The sequence below is a fragment of the Streptomyces sp. NPDC101132 genome (assembly GCF_044759225.1).
Taxonomy (GTDB): domain Bacteria; phylum Actinomycetota; class Actinomycetes; order Streptomycetales; family Streptomycetaceae; genus Streptomyces.
In genome coordinates this window covers 366,980-388,454 of record NZ_JBIVYX010000003.1, presented here as the reverse complement: position 1 = coordinate 388,454, position 21,475 = coordinate 366,980, and the positions used below count along the sequence as shown (strand labels likewise).

Genomic DNA, 21,475 nt, shown 5'->3' with positions numbered 1-21,475 from the left:
GACATGACGCTCACTTTGGAAGACCGAGCAGCGGGGTGTCTCGTCGGGGCCGCCGTCGGCGACGCGCTCGGCGGCCCGGTGGAGGGCTGGACCCCCGAGCAGATCAGCGAACGGCACGGCGGCCGGATCCACGGCATCGTCGGCCCCTGGTACGAGGACTGGCGTACCGCCCGCCCCATCGCGCCGTACCACAAGGGCGACGGACACGTCACCGACGACACCCTGATGACCCACGCGCTGGTACGGGTCTACGCGACGGTGCGCGACCACCTCGACGCGTACGCGGTCGCCGACCACCTCGTCCCGGACCTGGTCTCGACGCCGCGCTGGATCCCGGAGCTGGAGGCCGAGGCCCTGCCGCTCCAGCGGATCTTCCTCGCGGAGAAGTGGCTGGTCGCGCGGCTGCACTACGGGCACGTGGACCCGCGGGAGGCCGGCAGCGGGAACATCGTCAACTGCGGTGCGGCGATGTACATGGCGCCGGTCGGCGTGGTCAACGCCGGGAACCCGGCCGGCGCGTACGCGGAGGCGCTGGACATCGCGGGCGCGCACCAGTCCTCGTACGGGCGGGAGGCGGCCGGGGTGTTCGCGGCGGCCGTCGCGGCGGCGTTCGTGCCGGGCGCGACGGTGGACTCGGTGGTCGGCGCCGCCCTCGGCCTCGCCAAGGACGGCACCCGGGCCGCGATCGAGGCGGTGACCGACGTCGCGGTCCGGTACCGGGACTTCGAGTCCGCGCTCGCTCCGCTGCGGGCGGCCGTGGCGCCGTACGACTCGGTGGGCCCCGACTACCGCTCCCCCTCCCTCGCGGCGCGGCGGCCCTCGCGGCTGCACGCGATCGAGGAGCTGCCGGTGGCGCTGGGGATGCTGATGGTGGCGGGCGGCGCGTACGAGCCGGCGGTGCTGGGGGCGGTCAACTACGGCCGGGACTGCGACTCGATCGCGACGATGGCCGGTGCGCTGGCGGGGGCGCTGCACGGGGAGGCGGGGGTGCCGGAGGTGTGGGCGAAGCGGGTGGCCGAGGCCAGCCGGCTGGACCTGCACGGGCCGGCGGCGGTGATGGCGGCCGTGACGCGGGAGGTCTTCGCCCGCGACCGTGCCCGCCGCCGCGCGCACGAGTCCGCCTTCGCGACCCTGACGGCCCCCGCGTGACCGCCCCCACCCCGCCGCCCCCCGCGTCCCGGCCCGCCCCGCCCCCACCGGCCGCCGGGCCCACCGCGCCCCCCACGGCCACGCCGTCCGGCCCGTCCCGGGCACCGAACGACCCGGCGCCGGCGGACCCGCCGGTGCGGCGTGCCGCGGCCTCAGCCACCACGCAGGGCCCGGGCACCGGGAGCGGCCTGGCCGCGCCGCCACGCACCGCGGTGCCGCGGGCGGCCCTGGCCGACCACCCGGCACCGACGGCGGCCGGAACGGGTCCGGCCGCAACCGGGCGCGGGCCCGCCCGCGAGGACCGACCCGCCGCTCCGGCACGGACCACCCCGGACCACGGCGGGGCGGGCACCGCCCGTCGCTCCGGCGGGGCGGCTCCCGCCGCGCCCGTACGGTCCACCGGCCCCGGGGGCGGCCCGGAGGGCGGGGCGCTGCTGCGGCTGACGTGGGCGCAGCCCGAGGACCTGGTCGGGCACGAGCTGCGGCTGGCGGAGGAGGACGGACGGGACGCGGGAGCGGTGCGGGCGGCGTGGCTCGCGGCGGGCGGGCACCTGGCGCCGGAGCGGGCCGGGGCCTCACCCGTACCGGCCCCGGCGCACCTGAGGGACCTCGCCGTCCGGCTGCTGGACGAGCTGGCCGCCCTCCCCTCGCCGCTCGCCGCGCACGAACCGGCGGTGTGGGACTGGCCCGCCCCCGACCACGGCTCCGCGGCTCCCGGAGTACCGGCCCGCCCCTCGGCGCCTCCCTGGGCCGCATCCGCCGAGTACCGGCACCACGCCGCGCCGCCCGGGGCCTCCGCCTGCCAGGCGGCCGCGCCGGCATCCGGCGCCCGGAACACCGCCCCCGAGTCCTCCGCTCCTGCGCCGCCCGGGCCGGCGTCCGGCACCCGGGCCCCCGCACCAGCGGCCGGACCACCCACGGCCGAACGGCACGGGCTCCGGGCACCGAGGCCGTACGACCACCCCCGCGACCCGCACGAGCCCCCCGGGGCGGCCGAGCCGGCGGCGGCCGGGGCAACCCGTGCCGGAGGAACTCTCCGCGGCACCCCTCCCGCCGGGGCACCGCCCGCCGGGCGGCCCCCGCTGCAAGCGCGGCTGGAGGCCGCATGGTTGGGGCGGGCCGTCGGGTGCCTGCTCGGGAAGCCCGTCGAGAAGCTGCCGCTCGACGGCATCCGCGCCCTCGCCCGCGCCGCCGGCAACTGGCCGCTGCGCGGCTGGTTCACCGCCGTCGGCGTGCCCCGCGAGCTGCTGGCCGCGCACCCGTGGAACCGCCGGTCCGCCGGCACCTCCCTCGCCGAGAACATCGACGGGATGCCCGAGGACGACGACCTCAACTACCCGCTCCTCAACCTGCTGCTCCTCCAGCGCCACGGCAAGGACTTCCGCACCGCCGACGTGGCCCGCGTCTGGCTCGACGAGCTGCCCGCCGGCCGGGCCTTCACCGCCGAGCGCGTCGCGTACCGCAACCTCCTCCTCGGCGTCGAACCGCCGCTCACCGCCACCCGCCACAACCCGTTCCGCGAGTGGATCGGCGCCCTCATCCGCGCCGACGTGCACGGCTGGACCAACCCCGGCGACCCGGCCCGCGCCGCCTCGCAGGCGTACCGGGACGCCTGCCTCACGCACACCGCGAACGGCGTCTACGCGGCGGTGTTCGCCGCCGCCGCGCTCGCCGAGGCGGCCTCCGGCACCGCGGACGTGCACACCGCGCTCCGCACCGGGCTCGCGCACGTGCCGCCGCGCTCGCGGCTCGCCGGGGCCGTCCGCCTCGGCATCGACACCGCGGCGCGGCACGACGCGTTCGACGAGGTGGTGGACGTACTGCACCGCCGGTTCGGGCACTACCACTGGGTGCACGCCATTCCGAACACCGCGCTGCTGGCCGCCGCCCTCACCCACTCCGACGGCGAGTTCTCCGGTGCCGTCTGCCGTGCGGTGTCCGGCGGCTGGGACACCGACTCGACCGGCGCCACCGCCGGTTCGCTGGCCGGACTGCTGGCCGGCGCCCCCGACCGCATCCCCGGCCACTGGACCGCACCCTTGAAGAACCGGCTCGCGACCAGCGTCACCGGTTTCGACGGCATCGGGTTCGACGCCCTCGCCGCCCTCACCGCCCAGGAGGCGACCCGCCCGTGAACCCCACCTCCCCGCAGCGCCCCCGCATCGCCGTGCTCGGCAGTACGAACATGGACCTGGTCGCCTACGTCGCCAAGGCCCCCCGCCTCGGGGAGACGGTGACCGGCCGCGAGTTCCGCACCGTGCCCGGCGGCAAGGGCGCCAACCAGGCCGTGGCCGCGGCGCGGGCCGGCGGCGCCGTGACCATGGTCGGGGCGGTCGGCGCCGACGGGTTCGGCGTACGGCTGCGGGCCACCCTGGCCGAGGCCGGCATCGACACCGCGGGGCTGCGCACGGTCGAGGGCGCCAGCGGCACGGCGCACATCACGGTGGACGACGAGGGCGGCAACGCCATCGTCGTGGTCCCCGGCGCCAACGGCACGGTCACCGGACTGGAGCCGGGTGACGAGGCCCGGATCGCGGGCGCCGGCGCCCTGCTGCTCCAGCTGGAGCTGCCCCTGTCCGGGGTGGTGGCGGGCGCCCGGGCCGCCCGGGCGCACGGCGTCCGTACCGTGCTCACGCCGGCCCCCGCCCAGCCGCTGCCGCCCGAACTCCTGGCCGCCACCGACCTGTTGGTGCCGAACGAGCACGAGGCGGCGGCCCTCACCGGACTCACCGACCCACGGCAGGCGGCGGAGGCGCTGCTGCACGACGTGCCGGAGGTGGTGGTCACCCTGGGGGCGGCCGGCTGCCTGTACGCGGCGCGGGGCGCGGAACCGTACACGGTGCCCGCGCCGCGGGTGCGGGCCGTGGACACCACGGCGGCCGGCGACACCTTCGTCGGCGCGCTGGCGGTGGCCCTGGGCGAGGGGCGGCCGGTACGGGAGGCCCTCGGCTGGGCCTCGGCGGCGGCGGCCCTCTCGGTGCAGCGGCCCGGCGCCTCCGCCTCGATGCCCCACCGCCCCGAGATCACCGCTCTCGCCGAAGAGCACCCCCCGCACACCTGATCACCGCGCACCACCGCAACCGCCGCTCACGCCCCGGAGCACCACTCATGACCGAGAGCACCGCTCACCCCGCCACCCCGGCCGCCTCTCCCCCTCCCTCCCCCTCCACCTCCACCTCCACCTCGCCCTCCCCCGGCACCGGCCCCCTCGCCGGTCTCCGCGTCCTCGACCTGGCGACCCTCTTCGCCGGCCCCCTCGCGGCCACCCTCCTCGGCGACTTCGGCGCCGAGGTCGTCAAGATCGAGCACCCCACCCGCCCCGACCCCTCCCGCGGCCACGGCCCCGCCAAGGACGGCATCGGCCTCTGGTGGAAGCTGCTGGGCCGCAACAAGCGCACCATGACCCTCGACCTCTCCACCCCCGGCGGACGCGAGGTGCTGCTCCGCCTCGCCGCCTCCTCCGACGTCCTGATCGAAAACTTCCGCCCCGGCACCCTGGAGAAGTGGGGCCTGGGCTGGCCGGAGCTGAGCGCCGCCAACCCCCGCCTCGTGCTGGCCCGCGTCACCGGCTTCGGCCAGACGGGCCCGTACGCCCACCGCCCCGGCTTCGGCACCCTCGCCGAGGCGATGAGCGGCTTCGCCGCCATCACGGGCGAGCCGGACGGCCCGCCCACCCTGCCGCCCTTCGGGCTCGCGGACTCCATCGCCGCGCTGACCACCGCGTACGCCGTCATGACCGCCCTCGCCGCCCGGGCCGGCACCGGGCGCGGCCAGGTGGTCGACCTGGCGATCATCGAGCCGATCCTCACCGTCCTCGGCCCGCACCCGCTCTGGTACGACCAGCTCGGCTACGTCCAGCCCCGCACCGGCAACCGCTCCACGAACAACGCGCCGCGCAACACCTACCGCACCGCCGACGGCCGCTGGCTCGCAGTCTCCACCTCGGCCCAGTCCATCGCCGAGCGCGTGATGCGCCTGGTGGGCCGCCCCGACCTGATCGCCCAGCCCTGGTTCGCCACCGGCACCGGCCGGGCCCGGCACGCCGACGAGCTCGACGAGGCGGTGGGCGGCTGGATCTCCCGCCACAAGGCGGACGAGGTGGTCGCCGCCTTCGAGGAGGCCCAGGCGGCGGTGGCGCCCGTGTACGACGTACGGGACGTGATGGCCGACCCCCAGTACGCCGCCCTCGACACCGTCACCGAGGTCGAGGACCCGGAACTCGGCCCGATCCGGATGCAGAACGTGCTGTTCCGGCTCTCGGAGACCCCCGGCGGCATCCGCTGGGCCGGCCGCCCGCACGGCGCCGACACCGACGAGGTGCTGGCCGGCCTCGGCCTGCCGGCGGCGGAGATCGCCCGGCTGCGGGCCGCGGGGGCGCTGTGACCCTCCCGCTGACCTGGCTCTACGTACCCGGCGACCGGCCCGAGGTGGTCGGCAAGGCGCTGGTCTGCGGGGCGGACGTGGTGATCGTGGACCTGGAGGACGCGGTGGCCCCCGACCGCAAGCGGTACGCCCGCGACGCGACCGCCGACCTGCTCGGCGACCGCCCGCCCGTCCCCCTGCACGTCCGGGTGAACGCCCTCGGCTCCCCCTGGTTCGACGCGGACCTGCGCGCGCTGGCGCAGGCCCGGGGGCTGTCCGCGCTCCGCCTCCCCAAGATCACCGACCCGGCCCAGGTCACCGCGGTGGCGGAGCGCACCGGGGGCACGGCGATGTACGCCCTGCTGGAGTCGGCGCTGGGGGTCGAGCAGGCGTACGCGATCGCCCGCGCCCACCCGGCCCTGCGCGGGCTGGCGCTGGGCGAGGCGGACCTGCGGGCCGATCTGAACGTCACGGCGGAGGAGGGCCTGGACTGGCCGCGGTCCCGGGTGGTCGTGGCCTCCCGGGCGGCCGGCCTGCCCCCGCCGGCGCAGTCGGTGTACCCGGACGTGCGGGACCTGGACGGGCTGGCCGCGTCCTGTGCGCGGGGGCGCGCGCTGGGCTTCCTGGGACGTGCGGCGATCCACCCGCGCCAGCTGCCGGTGATCGTACGGGCCTACCTGCCGACCCCGGAGGAGGTCGACGCGGCCCGCGCCGTGGTCGGCGCCGCGGACTCCGCCCCCGGGGCGACCGCCCTCCCGGACGGCCGCTTCGTGGACCCGGCGGTGGTGGCGGGCGCCCGCCGCGTCCTGGCCCTGGCGGACCGTACCCCGGGCTGACCGTCCATATTCGGGTGCCCGGTACCCGGGCCGGGTGGCACGCTGGGCGGATGCCTGGACAGCGCAAGCGGAAACGGTCCCGGGAGCGGGAGCTCCGGCGGGCGGAGGCGGTCCTCGCCGGGGGCCACTGGGAGCGGGTGTTCCACGCCCCCACCGCCGCCGAGTGCCGGGAGTACGCGGCCCGGCTGGCCGAGGAGCGCCCCGAGCTCGCCGACCCCGCCCTGCTCCGGTTCGACATGTTCTGCGGCCGCCTGGAACACCCCACGACCTACGCCCTGAGCGTCTTCGTCCCGGACGCCGCCGGCCCCCCTGGGACCCCGGCCGGCTGACCCTGAGGCGGAAGCAGCCGTCCGCGGAAACGCCGCAGGCCCGCCACGGGGGCGGGCCTGCGGGGTGAGCCGGGAGGGCTCAGAGCTTCTTGGTGTCGGGGACGGTCGCCCCGGCCGGGGTCTTCCCGTCGTCCGCAGCGTCGGACTCGTCACCGGCACCGGCACCGGCCGCCGGGTCCTCCGGGGTGTCCGCCGGACCGTCGCCCTCGGCGTCCGCCTTCGGGGACGGGTCGGTGGCGTCGCCGTCCGGGGCGGCCTCCGCGGCGGTCCCGTCGTCGGCGGCGCCGGCCGCGTCCTCGCCGTCGCCGTCCTCGCCGGCACCGTCACCGGCCGCACCGCCCTCGGCCCCGGCCGCACCAGCGGCAGCCGCGTCCTTGCGTCCCCTGCCCGGCCGGACCTCCGGCTCCACGACCTCCTCGCGCCCCGGACGCAGCCGCGCCGAGACCACGAGGTAGACGACGGCCAGCAGGCCCACGACGATCGCGGTCCACACGTTCAGGCGCAGGCCCAGCACGTGGTGCGCCTCGTCGACGCGCATGTACTCGATCCAGCCGCGGCCCGCGCAGTAGGCGGCGACGTACAGGGCGAAGGCCCGGCCGTGGCCCAGCGTGAAGCGCCGGTCGGCCCAGATCACCAGCAGCGCGACGCCGACGCACCACAGCGACTCGTACAGGAAGGTCGGGTGGTAGGTGCCCGCGACCCGGTTGGGGCCCTCGCTGATCTCCAGCGCCCAGGGCAGGTCGGTGGCCCGGCCGTACAGCTCCTGGTTGAACCAGTTGCCCCAGCGGCCGATGGCCTGCGCCAGCGCGATGCCGGGCGCCAGGGCGTCCGCCCAGGCCGGCAGCGGGATGCCGCGGCGGCGGCAGCCGATCCAGGCACCGACCGCGCCGAGCGCGATGGCGCCCCAGATGCCGAGACCGCCCTCCCAGATCTTGAAGGCGTCGACCCAGTTCTCACCCTCGCCGAAGTACAGCTGGTAGTCGGTGATCACGTGGTACAGACGGCCGCCGACGAGGCCGAACGGCACGGCCCAGACGGCGATGTCCGCGACCGTGCCCGGCTTGCCGCCGCGCGCGATCCAGCGCTTGTTGCCGAGCCAGACGGCGACGAAGACGCCGAGGATGATGCAGAACGCGTAGCCGCGCAGCGGGACCGGTCCGAGATGGATCACGCCGGTCGACGGGCTGGGGATGAAGGCAAGAGTCATGGCAGGTCCGACGCTACCTTGCCGGGCGGTACCCAAGGCAACCGCCCGGCAGGGTCAGACGCAAAACCGTCACACACTCGCCGCCCAAACCGGGCGGGATCAGCCCTGGGCCGCCGCCTCGACCGCTTGCTTGAGCTTCTGCGGGGTCAGCGGGTTGGACTGGTCGGCGAAGATGTCCTTGCCGTTCAGCTGCACGGTCGGGGTGCCGCGGAAGTTCCCCGCCTTGAAGGCGTCGTACGACTTGTTCACCCAGCTGTTGTGGGAGCCGTCCGCCACGCACTGCCGGAACTCCGGCGTGTCCAGCCCCGGCACCTTCGCCGCCAGCTCCAGCAGCTTCTCGTCCTTGCCGTACGCGTCGTCCGGCTCGGGCGGCTGGTTCACGAAGAGCACGTCGTGGTACGGGGAGAACTTGCCCGCGTCCTGCGCGCACGCGGCCGCGTTGGCCGCCTTGAGCGAACCGCTGCCCCCCATGTTGGAGTCGATCAGCGTCACCAGGTGGTACTCGACCTTGAGCTGGCCCTTGGCCTCCAGCTCGTGGATGGTCGCGCGGTAGTTGTCCTCGAAGGACTTGCACGCGGGGCAGCGGAAGTCCTCCCACACCACGAGGGTGGACTTGGCGCCGTCCTTGCCGGTCTGGATGGCCAGGGCGTCCTTGCCGACGGCGCCCGAGGGGGCGACCACCGGCCCCGCGGTGTCCTTGCCGCCGTCCTTGCCCGCGTTGGCGGCGATCACGCCGACCACCGCCGCCAGGCCGAGCACGCCGAGGACCGCGCCGGCCACGACGAGGGTGCGCCTGCGCTTGTCCTTCGCCTTCTGCCGCTCGCGCTCCTGCGCCAGCCGCTCCCTGGCAGATCGTTTCGCTTCCGAGTTCTCGCTCACGCCCAGCGAAACGAACCGGGGAGGCACTCGCGTGCCTCCCCGGTCCGGATTCCACCCGTACGGACTACAGCACCCCGCGGGGCGCCGGGTCCGCGCCGCGCGCTAGCCCCGGCGTACGCCCTCGGCCAGCTCGCCCGCCAGCGCGCGCACCGACGCCAGGCCCGCGGCGAGGTCCGGGGCGTCAAGCAGCCGCTGCACGAAGGCGGAGCCGACGATCACGCCGTCCGCGAAGGCCGCGACCTCCTTGGCCTGCGCGGCGTTGGAGACGCCCAGGCCGACGCAGACCGGGGTGTCCGTGGTCGCGCGGGTACGGCGCACCAGGTCCTGGGCCTCGGCGCCGACGGACTCGCGGGTGCCGGTGACGCCCATCAGCGAGGCGGCGTACACGAAGCCGGTGCCGGCGGCGGTGATGGTGGCGAGGCGCTCGTCCTTGCTGCTCGGCGCGACGACGAAGACGGTGGCGAGACCGTGCTTCTCGGCGTGCTCGCGCCACAGGGCGGACTCCTGGACCGGCAGGTCCGGCAGGATGCAGCCGGCGCCGCCCGCGGCGGCGAGCTCGGCGGTGAAGCGCTCCACGCCGTAGCGGTCGATGGGGTTCCAGTACGTCATGACCAGGACGGGCGCCCCGGTGGCGTCGTGCGCCTCCTTGACCGTCCGGAACACGTCGGCGATCTTGACACCGCCGCGCAGCGCGATGTCGTCGGCGGTCTGGATGACCGGGCCGTCGAGGACCGGGTCGGAGTGGGGCAGGCCGACCTCGACGACGTCCGCGCCGCCGGCGATCGCGGCCTTGACCGCCTCGATGCCGCCGTCCACGGTCGGGAAGCCGGCCGGGAGGTAGGCGATGAGGGCGGCCCGGTTCTCGGACTTGGCCTTGGCGAGCGTGTCGCCCAGCAGGTCGATACGCCCGGTCTTGTCGGTGGCGCTCACTTGGTCTCCCCCTCGGCGTTCGCGTCGTCGTACAGGCCGAAGTAGCGGGCGGCCGTGTCCATGTCCTTGTCACCGCGGCCGGACAGGTTGACCACGATCAGGCCGTCCCTGCCCAGCTCCCTGCCCAGCTCCAGGGCTCCGGCGAGGGCGTGCGCGCTCTCGATGGCCGGGATGATGCCCTCGGTGCGCGACAGCAGGCGCAGGGCCTGCATGGCGGCGTCGTCGGTGACGGCGCGGTACTCGCCGCGGCCGATGTCCTTGAGGTAGGCGTGCTCGGGGCCGATGCCGGGGTAGTCCAGGCCGGCGGAGATCGAGTAGGGCTCGGTGATCTGGCCCTCCTCGTCCTGGAGCACGTACGAGCGGGAGCCGTGCAGGATGCCGGGCTCGCCGGCGGTGAGGGTGGCCGCGTGCTCGCCGGTCTCGACGCCGTGGCCGGCGGGCTCGAAGCCGACCAGCCGGACGTCCGCGTCGGGGACGAAGGCGTGGAACAGGCCGATGGCGTTGGAGCCGCCGCCGACGCAGGCCGCGACGGCGTCGGGCAGGCGTCCGGCGCGCTCCAGGATCTGGCGGCGGGCCTCGACGCCGATGACCCGGTGGAAGTCGCGGACCATGGCGGGGAAGGGGTGCGGGCCGGCGACCGTGCCGAAGAGGTAGTGGGTGCGGTCGACGTTGGCGACCCAGTCGCGGAAGGCCTCGTTGATGGCGTCCTTGAGGGTGCGCGAGCCGGACTTCACGGCGATGACCTCGGCGCCGAGCATGCGCATGCGGGCGACGTTCAGCGCCTGGCGCTGGGTGTCGATCTCGCCCATGTAGATGACGCATTCGAGGCCGAAGAGGGCGCAGGCGGTGGCGGTGGCGACGCCGTGCTGGCCGGCGCCGGTCTCCGCGATGACGCGGGTCTTGCCCATGCGCTTGGTGAGGAGGGCCTGGCCCAGCACGTTGTTGATCTTGTGCGAGCCGGTGTGGTTGAGGTCCTCGCGCTTGAGGAAGATGCGGGCGCCGCCCGCGTGCTCGGCGAACCGGGGCACCTCGGTGAGGGCGCTCGGGCGGCCGGTGTAGTTGACCATCAGGTCGTTGAGTTCGGCGGCGAAGGCCGGGTCGTTCTTGGCCTTCTCGTACTCGACCGCGACCTCGTCGACGGCGGCGACCAGGGCCTCGGGGATGAACTTGCCGCCGAAGTCTCCGAAGTAGCCCTCGGAGTTGGGGACCTGCCCCTGGTGGTCGGGGATGAAGAACTCGCTGGACATGCCAGTACCTCTCGGGAGCGACGGGTGTCTGTCACCGTATGCGCCGTGCGCCGCGGGGCGGCGGTGCCGCGAGGAAGCGGGCGGTGGCCCGGGGCCGTCCGGGTGGCGGGGTCTCCGCCGGTCCCGGCCCGTGGGACGGGTACGCCCGTTCCGGGACGCCGGTACGGACCGTACGCACGGACCGCCGGGCTCCGGGACGCCGGTACGGGCCCTCGGGCACGCACCGGGTGGCGGACGCCTTCCGGCACGCCGGTGTTCCGGCGTGCCGGGCGCGGCCGTGCCGTGCGGTCCCGGGTGGGCGCGTGCGACCGCCGTGGCGGCGGCCGTACGCCTGTCGGAGCCGCGGCGGCGGACCGTCCGACCGGCCGGCGGGACGCCCACGGGGTGGGCGGTACCGGCGGCGGGGAACGGCGTCGGCCGGCCCGGCAGGGGCCGTGGGACGGTGCCCGGTGCCTTCCTCTGTGGCTACAGCGCGGCGCCGGCACGCCATCGCATGCCGTTGACCTGCCCGGGCTCCGAGCCGAGGATGTAGCGGACCCGGCGGCCGAGTACCCGGCGGGCCGGCGCCCGGCAGCCGCGCGGCTTGCAGCCGCGGGCCAGCGGCGCGTGCGGGTCACGCGCCACGCCCTCCGCGCGCAGCCCGGCCAGCCCCGAGCCGAGACGGCTGGGGCGCGGGCGCGGGGCGCGGCGGGCGGTGGTCATGGCGGGGCCGTCAGCTCCGGCCGTGCCGCAGGGCGGGGTGCGCGCCGGCGGCGACGAGGTCGGCGACGGCGGCGCGGGGGTCGCGGCCGGTGACGAGGGACTCGCCCACCAGCACGGCGTCGGCGCCCTCGTTGGCGTACGCGATGAGGTCGTGGGGGCCGCGGATGCCCGACTCGGCCACCTTGACGATGCCGGCGGGGATCTCGGGCACGACGCGCTCGAAGGTGGAGCGGTCGACCTCCAGGGTCTTGAGGTTGCGCGCGTTGACGCCGATGATCTTGGCGCCGGCGGCCACCGCCCGCTCGACCTCCTCCTCGTCGTGGACCTCGACGAGCGGGGTGAGCCCGATGGACTCGGCACGCTCGATGAGGGAGACGAGGGCCTCCTGCTCCAGCGCCGCGACGATCAGCAGGGCCAGGTCGGCGCCGTACGCGCGGGCCTCCCACAGCTGGTACGCGGTGACGATGAAGTCCTTGCGGAGGATCGGGATGTCCACGCGGGCGCGGACGGCCTCCAGGTCGGCCAGGGAGCCACCGAAGCGCCGCTGCTCGGTGAGCACGGAGATGACGGCCGCGCCGCCCGCCTCGTAGTCGGCCGCCAGACCCGCCGGGTCGGCGATCGCGGCCAGCGCGCCCTTGGACGGGCTGGACCGCTTGACCTCGCAGATCACCTTGACGCCCTCGCCCCGCAGGGCCGCGACGCCGTCCTTGGCCTGGGGCGCCTTGGCGGCACGCTCCTTGAGCTCGTCGAGGCTCACGCGGGCCTGCCGTTCGGCAAGGTCTTCGCGGACCCCTTCGATGATCTCGTCGAGCACACTCACGCGAGCGGCCCCCTTCCGGGTCGGTGACGATCGATGGTCGGACCGTTCAAGGTCAGCAATGCCATGCTAGCCCGCCGTGGGCCACACCTCCGCACGCCGTCCGGCCAGTCCCACCACCTGGACATCCGGAAGCAAGGGTTCATGGGGCGAGCGCGGATCCGACGGGCAGGTTCCGGACAACCGAGAAGGCCAGTGCGGCGGCGCCCAGCAGCCACCACCAGGCCGGTTTCAGGGCGATTCGCGGGGCCGGCCGGCCCTGACCGGCGCGAACCAGCCACACGGCTGTGAAGGCCGCGAAGGCGAGGTAGCCGAGCACGGCGAGGGCGTTCGCCCCGAATGCGGTCACCAGATCGCCGTGAGCGAACGCGTGGGCGCTGCGCAGTCCGCCGCATCCGGGGCACAGCACGCCGGTGAGCCGCAGCAGCGGGCAGACCGGGTAGTGGCCGGGTTCGTTCGGGTCGACGGAGCCGACGTACGCGAAGGCGCCGACGACCCCCGCGAGGGTGACCAGGGGTACCGCCAGCCGGCGGGCGCGGGAGACCCGGACGCCGGACCCGGCGTCCCCCCACGGACCGTGCCGGCCGGCGGGCGGGGCCGGGGCCGCGGCGTCGGCGGGGGGCACGGGCGGGGTGTGAGAGGCGTCCACCCGGTGATTCTCGCCCCTCACGCCGGAAGGCGCAGCCCGTGGGGGCCGCGCCTTCAGGAGGGGAATGCCGGAGTGTCCGGGGGCGGGCCGCCCGGACGGGCGGCGCCCCGGACCCGCTCAGACCTGGGAGCGGGCCTGCGCGAGGGAGGCGGCGGGCTTCTTCATGCCCATGCCCGCGGCCTTCATCGCCATGCCGACGACACCGCCGAGCGCGACGACGGCCATGCCGGCCCAGAACCCGACCGGGTTGGCCAGCACCATGAAGGCTCCCGCGATGCAGAAACCGATGAAGGCGATGGTGACACCGGTCCAGGCGGCCGGGGTGTGTCCGTGGCTGCTGCCCGCCATGAGTTGCTCCTCGTTGCTCTGTCGAACGTGCTGAGTCGAACGCTCGGATGTCATTGTCCCGCACAGCCCGGGCGGCCTTGCGCCGGGGTGGCCGGGTGGATCAGGGGGTTGACCCGGGGGTCAGTTCCCGCCGGTGGGGTCCTCGCCGCGGTCCAGGGCCTTCCAGAGGTCCTCGGGCCGGTCCGGGTCCACCGCGGCCGGGGCCCGGCGGGGCCGGGGCGAGCCGTCGCGCTCGTACCGGCCGGACATGGCGGGCCAGCTCTTCCCGTACCGCAGGGCCAGCAGCCCGGCGACGAGGATGAGGGCGGCGCCCGCCGCCGTGACCCAGGGCCAGGCGGTGTGGGTCAGCCCGGCGACGGTGGCCGCGGTGTCGGCGGTGGTACGGGCGGCCTGGTCGTCCAGCGCGGCTCGGTCGGAGGCACCGAGCACGGCCGCGACGGCGGCACCGGCGCCGGACAGCGCGAGGAGGCCCGCCACCAGGAGCCGGCCGGCGCCCCGTACCGCGAACACGGCGACGAGGGCGGCGAGGCCGACGATGGCGAGGGCCGCGGGGACGCCGGTGACCGCGCGGCCGTCCGCCGTCAGAGGAAGCGTTCCTCCTCCGATGGCGGCGGTGCCACGCGCCCAGGTCCTGCCGGAGGCGAGGAGGACGACGGTCGCGCCGAGCGCGCCGAGCAGCAGGGCCACGGCGACGCTGCGGCGGCCGGCCGGGACGGCACTGCGGGGGGCGGTTCGGGGGTGGGGTACGGCACTCACGTACTCCACTATCCCCTACCGCCCCCGGAGCATCCCTACCGGCTCTTGAGACGTACGGCACGCTTTGCCACCGGCGCGGCTCCGCCGGTGGCCGGCGGGGGCCGCCGACGGCGCCCTACTCCAGGTAGAGGCGGTTGGCGGCGCCGACCGCGCGCAGCACGGCGGCGGCCTTGTTGCGGCACTCGGTGTCCTCGGCGACCGGGTTCGAGTCGGCCACCACGCCGGCGCCCGCCTGGACGTACGCGGTGCCGTCGCGCAGCAGGGCGGTGCGGATGGCGATGGCGGTGTCGGAGTCGCCGGCGAAGTCGAGGTAGCCGACGCAGCCGCCGTACAGCCCGCGGCGGCTGGGCTCCAGCTCCTCGATGATCTGCATGGCGCGGGGCTTGGGCGCCCCGGAGAGGGTCCCGGCCGGGAAGCAGGCGGTGAGCACGTCGAACGCGGTCCGGCCGGCGGCGACCCGGCCGGTGACGGTCGAGACGATGTGCATCACGTGCGAGTAGCGCTCGATCGACATGAAGTCGACCACCTCGACGGAGCCCGGCTCGCAGACCCGTCCCAGGTCGTTGCGGCCGAGGTCGACGAGCATCAGGTGCTCGGCGCGCTCCTTGGGGTCGGCGAGCAGTTCCTCGGCGAGGGCCTGGTCCTCCTGCGGGGTGGCGCCGCGGTGCCGGGTGCCGGCGATGGGGTGCACCATCGCCTGCCCGTCCTCGACCTTGACCAGCGCCTCAGGGCTGGAGCCGACGACGTCGAAGCCGTCGAACCGGAAGAGGTACATGTACGGGGACGGGTTCGTGGCCCGCAGCACGCGGTAGACGTCGAGCGCGGAGGCGTGGCAGGGGGTCTCGAACCGCTGGGAGGGCACCACCTGGAAGGCCTCGCCGGCCCGGATGCGCTCCTTGATGTCCTCGACGGCGTCCTGGTAGGCCTCGCCGCCCCACAGGGCGTCGAAGGGCGGCAGCTGGGACTCCGGGAGGGCGGCCGGGGTGTACGGGGCGGGGCGGGCGAGGTCCGCCTCCATCGCGTCGAGGCGGGCGACGGCGTCGGCGTAGGCCTCGTCGACGCCGGTGTCGAGGTCGTTGTGGTTGATCGCGTTGGCGATCAGCAGGACCGTGCCGTCCCAGTGGTCGAGGACCGCGAGGTCGGAGGTGAGCAGCATGGTGAGCTCGGGCAGCCGGAGGTCGTCCTGCCCGTGGTCGCCGATGCGCTCCAGGCGCCGGACGATGTCGTACCCGAGGTATCCGACCATGCCGCCGGTGAAGGGCGGCAGCCCCTGCGCGAGGTCGCGGGGGGTGTGCAGGGTCTCGATGGTCTTGCGCAGGGCTTCCAGCGGGTCGCCCGAGGTGGGGACGCCGACGGGGGCGGTGCCGGTCCAGTGGGCCTGGCCGTCGCGGGCGGTGAGGGTCGCGGAGCTGCGGACGCCGATGAAGGAGTACCGGGACCAGGAGCGGCCGTTCTCGGCGGACTCCAGGAGGAAGGTGCCGGTGCGCTCGGCCGCGAGCTTGCGGTAGAGCGCGACGGGGGTGTCGCCGTCGACGAGCAGCTTGCGGGTGACGGGCAGGACACGGCGGTCGCCCGCCAGCTTGCGGAACGTCTCAAGATCCATGGCGGCTGACCCTATCTACTCGGCGGGGGTGCCGGACTCGGCCAGCGGCAGCACGTCGGCGTCGAAACAGGTGCGGGCACCGGTGTGGCAGGCGGCGCCGACCTGGTCGACCTTCACCAGGACGGTGTCGGCGTCGCAGTCCAGCGCGACGGACTTCACGTGCTGGAAGTGGCCGGAGGTGTCGCCCTTGACCCAGTACTCGTTGCGGCTGCGGGACCAGTAGGTGCAGCGGCCGGTGGTGAGGGTGCGGTGCAGGGCCTCGTCGTCCATCCAGCCGAGCATGAGCACCTCTCCGGTGTCGTACTGCTGGGCGATGGCGGGGACCAGGCCGTCGGGGGACCGCTTCAGGCGGGCGGCGATGGCCGGGTCGAGGCTGCTGGACCGGGGGGTTGCGCTCATGGGGCCATTGTGCCGCCTGCGACCTCGCCGACTTCCATACTGTCCGCTTGCTGGGCAGCCGGGAGTGCCGCGCCGCGGGCCCCCGGTGAGGCTTTGGCCGTAGGCTGGCCGCATGTCTACCCATGCGAAGCGTGAACGACTGCTGCTGGCCGATCTGTTGGAGCAGGCGGGGCCGGACGCCCCGACCCTGTGCGAGGGCTGGCGGACGCGGGAGCTGGCCGCGCACGTGGTCGTGCGGGAGCGGCGTCCCGACGCGGCGGGCGGTCTGCTGCTGAACGTGCTCAAGGCGCGGCTGGACCAGGCGATGGCGGAGTACACGGCCAAGCCGTACGAGGAGCTGATCCGGCTGATCAGGACGGGTCCGCCGAAGATGTCGGTGTACGCGCTGAAGCAGATCGACGAGGCGGCGAACGCGGTCGAGTTCTACGTGCACGCGGAGGACGTGCGGCGGGCGCAGCCGGACTGGAGCCCGCGGGAGCTGGACCCGGTGTTCGCGGACTCGCTGTGGGCCAGGCTGGAGAAGCTGGCCCGGCTGACCGGCCGGAAGTCGCCCGTGGGCCTGGTGCTGCGGCGGCCGGACGGCCGGACGGCGGTGGCGCACAAGGGCACGCCGGTGGTGACGGTGACCGGCGAGCCGGGCGAGCTGACGCTGTTCTGCTTCGGCCGCCAGGACGCGGCCCGCATCGAGCTGGACGGCGAGAAGACCGCGGTGGCCCAGCTGACCACGGCAAAGCTCGGGATCTGATCCGGGCCAACACGCAGCCACCGCCCGCCCACCGCCTCCCCGAACCGCCCCCCTCCTCGCAGCTGCTGGGAGCCGGCCCGTGGTGTGTGGGGGAGGTGCTTGAGGCGTCGTGGCAGGCTGGTCCGGAGGCAGGCCCGGGCCTGGGGTGGCCGAAGGCCAGGGCGAAGCCCCAAAGCCCCAGGGGTGGGCCTGCCGCAGGGCCTGCAGGCCACGACGGGTCAAGCACCGAGGGGACCCACACACCACGGGCCGGCGGACGCACAACGAACCGCCGGCGGACGGCGGACGGCGGACGGACGGACGGACCACCAGCACCCCCCCGACGGACCACCAGCGGACCACCCCGACGGCCCCCCGACGGCCCCCCGACGGACCACCGGCCCCCGGCCGTCAGGCGAAGGCCAGCTCCGCCCGTCGGACGGCGGGGGCCGAGGTGCCGACGATCGCCCCGGCCATGCTGAGCAGCCCGCCCGCGAGGAAGACCGGCACGGTGCCGAAGAGGCCTGCCGCGAACCCGAAGACCGGGTAGGTCATCGGGGCCATGCCGACGGCGGTGAAGGCCATCACGGAGCTGACCCGGCCCAGGTAGCGGGGGTCGGTCGCGCTCTGGATCAGGGCGACGGCCAGGCCTCCGCAGACCCCGCAGACCTGTCCGGTGACCAGGGCCAGCACCACGGCGGCGGGCAGGCTGGGGGTCAGCGCGAGGGCGCCTATGCCGGCCGAGCCGACGATCAGGGTGGCGTTCTGCACGGCCCCGGCCTTCGGCACGCGGGGGACGAGCGTGAGGACCAGGGCGCTGGAGGCCGCGCCCACGCCGAAGGCACCGACGATCCAGCCGACGCCGGCGGGGCCCCAGTCGCGTTCCCCGGCGAGCAGGATCAGGCCGAGCGTGAGGGGCGCGGAGATGCCGAGCTGGCTGAGCGCCCCGGAGACGACCAGCGGACCGATGACGGGGTGCCGCCTGATGTAGGCGAGGCCGCGGCGCAACTGCCGCCAGGGGGACTCGGCCGGCTCGCTCCCGCGCTCCGGCGCACCGGCGGCCCCACCACCCGTGCCCCCACCAACCGCAGCCCCACCAGCGGAGGCCCCGTCGCCCGCAGTCCGGTCGGCCGCGCACCCGTCGGCCGCAGCCCCACCCCCAGCCCCCGCCCCCGCGGAACCGTCGCCCAACGTCCGGGCCGGCAGGGGGCTGATGCGTACGGCCAGCAGCAGGACCAGCGAGACGGCGAACAGCGCGCCCGCCACGGCGAAGGCCGCGCCCGGTCCGGCCACGCCCATGGCGAGGCCCGCCAGGGGTGGCCCCGCGGTGTGGCCGACGCGTTCCACGAGGTTGCGCATGCCTTGGACGCGGACGAGCTGGCCGGGGCCGGCGATCCGGGGCGGGAGGGCGCCGACCGCGGGCATGAAGAGCGCGTCGACGGCGCCGAAGACCAGGGCGACCAGCGTGAGGGCCCACAGGCCGGGGGTGCTCGTCCAGACGGCCGCGGCCACGGCGAGGACGACGGCGCAGCGCACGGCGTCCGAGGAGACCACGACCAGGCGGGGTCCGAAGCGGTCGGCGACCACTCCCCCGCCCAGCATCAGCAGGGCCCTCGGCACGGCTCCGGCGGCCATCACCACGCCGGCCTCGGCGGGCCCGGCCGCGCGGGCCGCCGCCCAGCCCAGCGCGAGGAAGTACACCCCGTCGCCGATCAGCGAGGCGGCGTACGCGAACAGCCAGCGCAGTACGTTCCCGTCGCGGTACGCGGCCTTCGGGCCCACCCGGCCTCCCCCAGTTGGTCTGGACCATTTTAGGGGCGGCACGGGCGGGCCCGGCAAGCGGTTTCCGGTCAGCGGACCGGGTGGCCCGCCTCCCGGAGGCTGTCCTTGACCTGCGAGATCCGCAGGTCGCCGAAGTGGAACACCGAGGCGGCCAGCACCGCGTCGGCCCCCGCCTCGATGGCCGGCGGGAAGTCCGCCAGCCGGCCGGCGCCGCCGGAGGCGATCACCGGGACGGTCACGTGCTTGCGGACGGCCGCGATCATCTCGATGTCGTAGCCGTCCTTGGTGCCGTCGGCATCCATCGAGTTGAGCAGGATCTCGCCCGCGCCCAGCTCCGCGGCCCGGTGGGCCCACTCGACCGCGTCGATGCCGGTGCCCCGGCGACCGCCGTGGGTGGTGACCTCGAAGGACCCGGAGGCGGTGCGGCGGGCGTCGACCGACAGGACGAGCACCTGCCGTCCGAAGCGCTCGGCGATCTCCTGGATCAGCTCCGGCCGGGCGATGGCCGCCGTGTTGACGCCCACCTTGTCCGCGCCGGCCCGCAGCAGCTTGTCCACGTCCTCCGCGGTGCGCACGCCGCCGCCCACGGTGAGCGGGATGAAGACCTGCTCCGCGGTGCGGCGCACCACGTCGTAGGTGGTCTCCCGGTTGCCGGAGGAGGCGGTGATGTCGAGGAAGGTCAGCTCGTCGGCGCCTTCGGCGTCGTAGAGCTTGGCCATCTCGACGGGGTCGCCCGCGTCGCGCAGGTTCTGGAAGTTGACGCCCTTCACGACCCGGCCGTTGTCGACGTCCAGGCAGGGGATGACGCGTACGGCCAGGGTCATGCCGCACCTCCCCGGTAGGCCTCGACCTCGACCTCGACGACCAGGTTGGGGTCGACGAGACCGGCGACGATCACCATCGTGCTGGCGGGGCGGACGGCGTCGAAGAGCTCCTTGTGGGCGCGGCCCACCTCGTCGACGTCCCGGGCGTGCGTCAGGTACATCCGGGTCCTGACCACGTGCTCGGCGCCCAGACCGACCTGGGCGAGCGCCTTCAGGGCCACGCCGAAGGCGCTGACCGTCTGCTCGTACGGGTTGCCGTGGCCGGCCGCGCCGTCGAGCGCCGAGGTGCAGCCGGACACCAGCACCATGCCGTTGGGCAGCTCGACCGCGCGGGAGTACGCGATCACGTCCTCCCAGGGGCCGCCGGAGGAGATGCGCTTGACCTCGGTCACCGGGACACCGCCTCCAGGGCCTCTTCCAGGGTGAACGCCTTGGCGTACAGGGCCTTGCCGACGATGGAGCCCTCGACGCCCAGCGGCACCAGCTCGGCGATGGCGCGCAGGTCGGCCAGCGAGGAGACGCCGCCGGAGGCGACGACGGGCCGGTCGGTGGCGGCGCAGACGTTCTTCAGCAGCTCCAGGTTGGGGCCGGTGAGCGTGCCGTCCTTGGCGATGTCGGTGACGACGTAGCGGGCGCAGCCCTCGGAGTCGAGGCGGGCGAGGGTCTCGTAGAGGTCGCCGCCGTCGCTGGTCCAGCCGCGGCCCTTGAGGGTGGTGCCGCGCACGTCGAGGCCGATGGCGATCCGGTCGCCGTGCTCGGCGATGGCCTTGGCGGCCCACTCGGGGGTCTCCAGGGCGGCGGTGCCGAGGTTGACGCGGGTGCAGCCGGTGGCCAGGGCCTTGGCGAGCGAGGCGTCGCCGCGGATGCCGCCGGACAGCTCGACCTTGATGTCCATGGCGCGGGTGATCTCCGCGACCAGGTCGCGGTTGTCGCCGGTGCCGAAGGCGGCGTCGAGGTCGACCAGGTGGAGCCACTCGGCGCCCGCCGCCTGCCAGGCGAGGGCCGCCTGGAGCGGGGAGCCGTACGAGGTCTCCGTGCCGGACTCGCCGTGGACGAGGCGGACGGCCTGGCCGTCGCGCACGTCGACGGCGGGGAGGAGTTCGAGCTTCTTGTCGGCCATCAGAGGGTGCCAATCCAGTTGGTGAGGAGCTGCGCTCCGGCGTCGCCCGACTTCTCGGGGTGGAACTGCGTGGCCCACAGGGCGCCGTTCTCCACGGCGGCGACGAAGGGCTCGCCGTGGGTGGCCCAGGTGACCTTGGGGGCGGTGATCCGCGGGTTGGTGACCTCCAGCGTCCACGCGCGCACGGCGTAGGAGTGCACGAAGTAGAAGCGGGCGTCGGCGTCGAGGCCGGCGAACAGCTCGCTGTCCGCGGGCGCGTCGACGGTGTTCCAGCCCATGTGCGGGACGACGGGCGCCTTGAGGGGCTCGACCGTGCCGGGCCACTCGTCGAGGCCCTCGGTCTCCACGCCGTGCTCGATGCCCCGCTCGAAGAGGATCTGCATGCCGACGCAGATGCCCATCACGGGGCGGCCGCCGGACAGCCGGCGGCCGACGATCCAGTCGCCGCGGGCGTCCTTGAGGCCCTGCATGCAGGCGGAGAAGGCGCCGACGCCGGGGACCAGAAGTCCGTCGGCGTCCATCGCCTTGTCGTAGTCGCGGGTGATCTCCACGTCCGCGCCGACGTGGGCCAGGGCCCGCTCGGCGGACCGGACGTTGCCGAAGCCGTAGTCGAAGACCACGACCTTCTTGCCGCTCTTCGCGCTCATTCCCAGATTCCTTGGATCCGCAGGACTCCGGCGAGCAGACACATCGCGGAGCCGATGGCCAGCAGCACGACGATGCCCTTGGGCATCTGCTGCTTCTGGAAGGAGTAGACGCCGCCGGCCAGGAAGAGGCCGACGACGATCAGGATGGTGGACAGGCCGGTCACG

The 21,475-nt window shown here is 75.1% G+C and carries 24 protein-coding genes; 7 read left to right on the top strand and 17 right to left on the bottom strand.

The features are described 5' to 3' along the window. Positions 1 to 3: 3 nt before the first annotated feature. The 6 genes from ACIQUR_RS09340 (at position 4) to ACIQUR_RS09315 (ending at position 6,676) form a co-directional block, all read left to right on the top strand. A complete protein-coding gene (locus tag ACIQUR_RS09340) occupies positions 4 to 1,149 on the top strand; it encodes an ADP-ribosylglycohydrolase family protein (RefSeq protein WP_403660806.1) in 1,146 nt (381 codons plus the stop codon). Between the two features lie 674 nt (positions 1,150 to 1,823). Then, on the top strand, positions 1,824 to 3,284 hold the full coding sequence (locus ACIQUR_RS09335; protein ID WP_403661439.1) for an ADP-ribosylglycohydrolase family protein: 1,461 nt from the start codon (positions 1,824 to 1,826) through the stop codon (positions 3,282 to 3,284). A gap of 50 nt (positions 3,285 to 3,334) precedes the next feature. Beyond that, complete coding sequence (locus ACIQUR_RS09330; protein ID WP_403661436.1) at positions 3,335 to 4,210, top strand: ribokinase; 876 nt, start codon at positions 3,335 to 3,337, stop codon at positions 4,208 to 4,210. Positions 4,211 to 4,257: 47 nt separating this feature from the next. Continuing rightward, positions 4,258 to 5,532: a CaiB/BaiF CoA transferase family protein gene (locus ACIQUR_RS09325; RefSeq protein WP_403660803.1), complete on the top strand. Its 1,275-nt coding sequence runs from the start codon at positions 4,258 to 4,260 to the stop codon at positions 5,530 to 5,532. Then, positions 5,529 to 6,347, top strand: a complete 819-nt coding sequence (locus ACIQUR_RS09320) for an HpcH/HpaI aldolase/citrate lyase family protein (RefSeq protein ID WP_403660800.1) — start codon at positions 5,529 to 5,531, stop codon at positions 6,345 to 6,347. The genes ACIQUR_RS09325 and ACIQUR_RS09320 overlap by 4 nt, the downstream gene beginning before the upstream one ends. Positions 6,348 to 6,397: 50 nt before the next feature. Then, positions 6,398 to 6,676: a hypothetical protein gene (locus ACIQUR_RS09315; RefSeq protein ID WP_403660797.1), complete on the top strand. Its 279-nt coding sequence runs from the start codon at positions 6,398 to 6,400 to the stop codon at positions 6,674 to 6,676. A 79-nt stretch (positions 6,677 to 6,755) separates the two neighbouring features. Here the strand turns inward: ACIQUR_RS09315 and lgt are convergent, their stop codons facing one another. The 11 genes from lgt to hisI all read right to left on the bottom strand — a co-directional run bounded on the left by lgt (position 6,756) and on the right by hisI (position 16,213). Further along, complete coding sequence (lgt, locus tag ACIQUR_RS09310) at positions 6,756 to 7,883, bottom strand: prolipoprotein diacylglyceryl transferase (protein WP_403660794.1); 1,128 nt, start codon at positions 7,881 to 7,883, stop codon at positions 6,756 to 6,758. A gap of 99 nt (positions 7,884 to 7,982) precedes the next feature. Next, positions 7,983 to 8,762: a DsbA family protein gene (locus ACIQUR_RS09305; RefSeq protein WP_403660791.1), complete on the bottom strand. Its 780-nt coding sequence runs from the start codon at positions 8,760 to 8,762 to the stop codon at positions 7,983 to 7,985. Positions 8,763 to 8,864: 102 nt separating this feature from the next. After that, positions 8,865 to 9,692, bottom strand: a complete 828-nt coding sequence (gene trpA, locus ACIQUR_RS09300) for a tryptophan synthase subunit alpha (RefSeq protein ID WP_403660788.1) — start codon at positions 9,690 to 9,692, stop codon at positions 8,865 to 8,867. Then, positions 9,689 to 10,939 (bottom strand): tryptophan synthase subunit beta, encoded by a 1,251-nt coding sequence (trpB, locus tag ACIQUR_RS09295; protein ID WP_403660785.1) that lies wholly within the window; start codon positions 10,937 to 10,939, stop codon positions 9,689 to 9,691. Before trpB ends, trpA begins: the two co-directional genes overlap by 4 nt. A gap of 465 nt (positions 10,940 to 11,404) precedes the next feature. Beyond that, complete coding sequence (trpM, locus tag ACIQUR_RS09290) at positions 11,405 to 11,641, bottom strand: tryptophan biosynthesis modulator TrpM (protein ID WP_399939925.1); 237 nt, start codon at positions 11,639 to 11,641, stop codon at positions 11,405 to 11,407. Between the two features lie 10 nt (positions 11,642 to 11,651). Then, a complete protein-coding gene (gene trpC, locus ACIQUR_RS09285) occupies positions 11,652 to 12,461 on the bottom strand; it encodes an indole-3-glycerol phosphate synthase TrpC (protein ID WP_399939923.1) in 810 nt (269 codons plus the stop codon). Between the two features lie 139 nt (positions 12,462 to 12,600). Next, positions 12,601 to 13,107, bottom strand: a complete 507-nt coding sequence (locus ACIQUR_RS09280; RefSeq protein ID WP_403660780.1) for a DUF2752 domain-containing protein — start codon at positions 13,105 to 13,107, stop codon at positions 12,601 to 12,603. 117 nt (positions 13,108 to 13,224) lie between these two features. Continuing rightward, complete coding sequence (locus tag ACIQUR_RS09275) at positions 13,225 to 13,455, bottom strand: HGxxPAAW family protein (protein WP_403660777.1); 231 nt, start codon at positions 13,453 to 13,455, stop codon at positions 13,225 to 13,227. A 120-nt stretch (positions 13,456 to 13,575) separates the two neighbouring features. Then, on the bottom strand, positions 13,576 to 14,220 hold the full coding sequence (locus ACIQUR_RS09270) for a TIGR02234 family membrane protein (RefSeq protein WP_403660774.1): 645 nt from the start codon (positions 14,218 to 14,220) through the stop codon (positions 13,576 to 13,578). A gap of 106 nt (positions 14,221 to 14,326) precedes the next feature. Then, on the bottom strand, positions 14,327 to 15,814 hold the full coding sequence (locus ACIQUR_RS09265) for an anthranilate synthase component I (RefSeq protein ID WP_403660771.1): 1,488 nt from the start codon (positions 15,812 to 15,814) through the stop codon (positions 14,327 to 14,329). Between the two features lie 15 nt (positions 15,815 to 15,829). Next, entirely contained in the window at positions 15,830 to 16,213 is a 384-nt protein-coding gene (gene hisI / locus ACIQUR_RS09260; RefSeq protein WP_403660768.1) for a phosphoribosyl-AMP cyclohydrolase, read from the bottom strand. Between the two features lie 112 nt (positions 16,214 to 16,325). On the opposite strand from hisI, the gene ACIQUR_RS09255 reads away from it, so the two are divergent. Continuing rightward, positions 16,326 to 16,958 carry a TIGR03085 family metal-binding protein gene (locus ACIQUR_RS09255; RefSeq protein WP_403660765.1) on the top strand — a complete coding sequence of 211 codons (633 nt, stop codon included), beginning with the start codon at positions 16,326 to 16,328 and terminating at the stop codon, positions 16,956 to 16,958. A gap of 390 nt (positions 16,959 to 17,348) precedes the next feature. Here ACIQUR_RS09255 and ACIQUR_RS09250 read toward each other — a convergent pair whose 3' ends face one another. From ACIQUR_RS09250 to ACIQUR_RS09225, 6 genes are all read right to left on the bottom strand, one after another. Further along, on the bottom strand, positions 17,349 to 18,719 hold the full coding sequence (locus ACIQUR_RS09250; RefSeq protein WP_403660762.1) for an MFS transporter: 1,371 nt from the start codon (positions 18,717 to 18,719) through the stop codon (positions 17,349 to 17,351). A 68-nt stretch (positions 18,720 to 18,787) separates the two neighbouring features. Continuing rightward, positions 18,788 to 19,543, bottom strand: a complete 756-nt coding sequence (gene hisF / locus ACIQUR_RS09245) for an imidazole glycerol phosphate synthase subunit HisF (RefSeq protein WP_403660759.1) — start codon at positions 19,541 to 19,543, stop codon at positions 18,788 to 18,790. Continuing rightward, positions 19,540 to 19,935 (bottom strand): RidA family protein, encoded by a 396-nt coding sequence (locus ACIQUR_RS09240; RefSeq protein WP_403660756.1) that lies wholly within the window; start codon positions 19,933 to 19,935, stop codon positions 19,540 to 19,542. Before ACIQUR_RS09240 ends, hisF begins: the two co-directional genes overlap by 4 nt. Continuing rightward, positions 19,932 to 20,663 (bottom strand): bifunctional 1-(5-phosphoribosyl)-5-((5-phosphoribosylamino)methylideneamino)imidazole-4-carboxamide isomerase/phosphoribosylanthranilate isomerase PriA, encoded by a 732-nt coding sequence (gene priA / locus ACIQUR_RS09235; RefSeq protein ID WP_403660753.1) that lies wholly within the window; start codon positions 20,661 to 20,663, stop codon positions 19,932 to 19,934. The genes ACIQUR_RS09240 and priA overlap by 4 nt, the downstream gene beginning before the upstream one ends. Continuing rightward, positions 20,663 to 21,310 (bottom strand): imidazole glycerol phosphate synthase subunit HisH, encoded by a 648-nt coding sequence (gene hisH / locus ACIQUR_RS09230; protein ID WP_403660751.1) that lies wholly within the window; start codon positions 21,308 to 21,310, stop codon positions 20,663 to 20,665. Before hisH ends, priA begins: the two co-directional genes overlap by 1 nt. Beyond that, positions 21,307 to 21,474, bottom strand: coding sequence for a hypothetical protein (locus ACIQUR_RS09225; protein ID WP_403660748.1), 168 nt, complete (start codon positions 21,472 to 21,474; stop codon positions 21,307 to 21,309). Before ACIQUR_RS09225 ends, hisH begins: the two co-directional genes overlap by 4 nt. Between the last annotated feature and the right edge of the window lies 1 nt (position 21,475).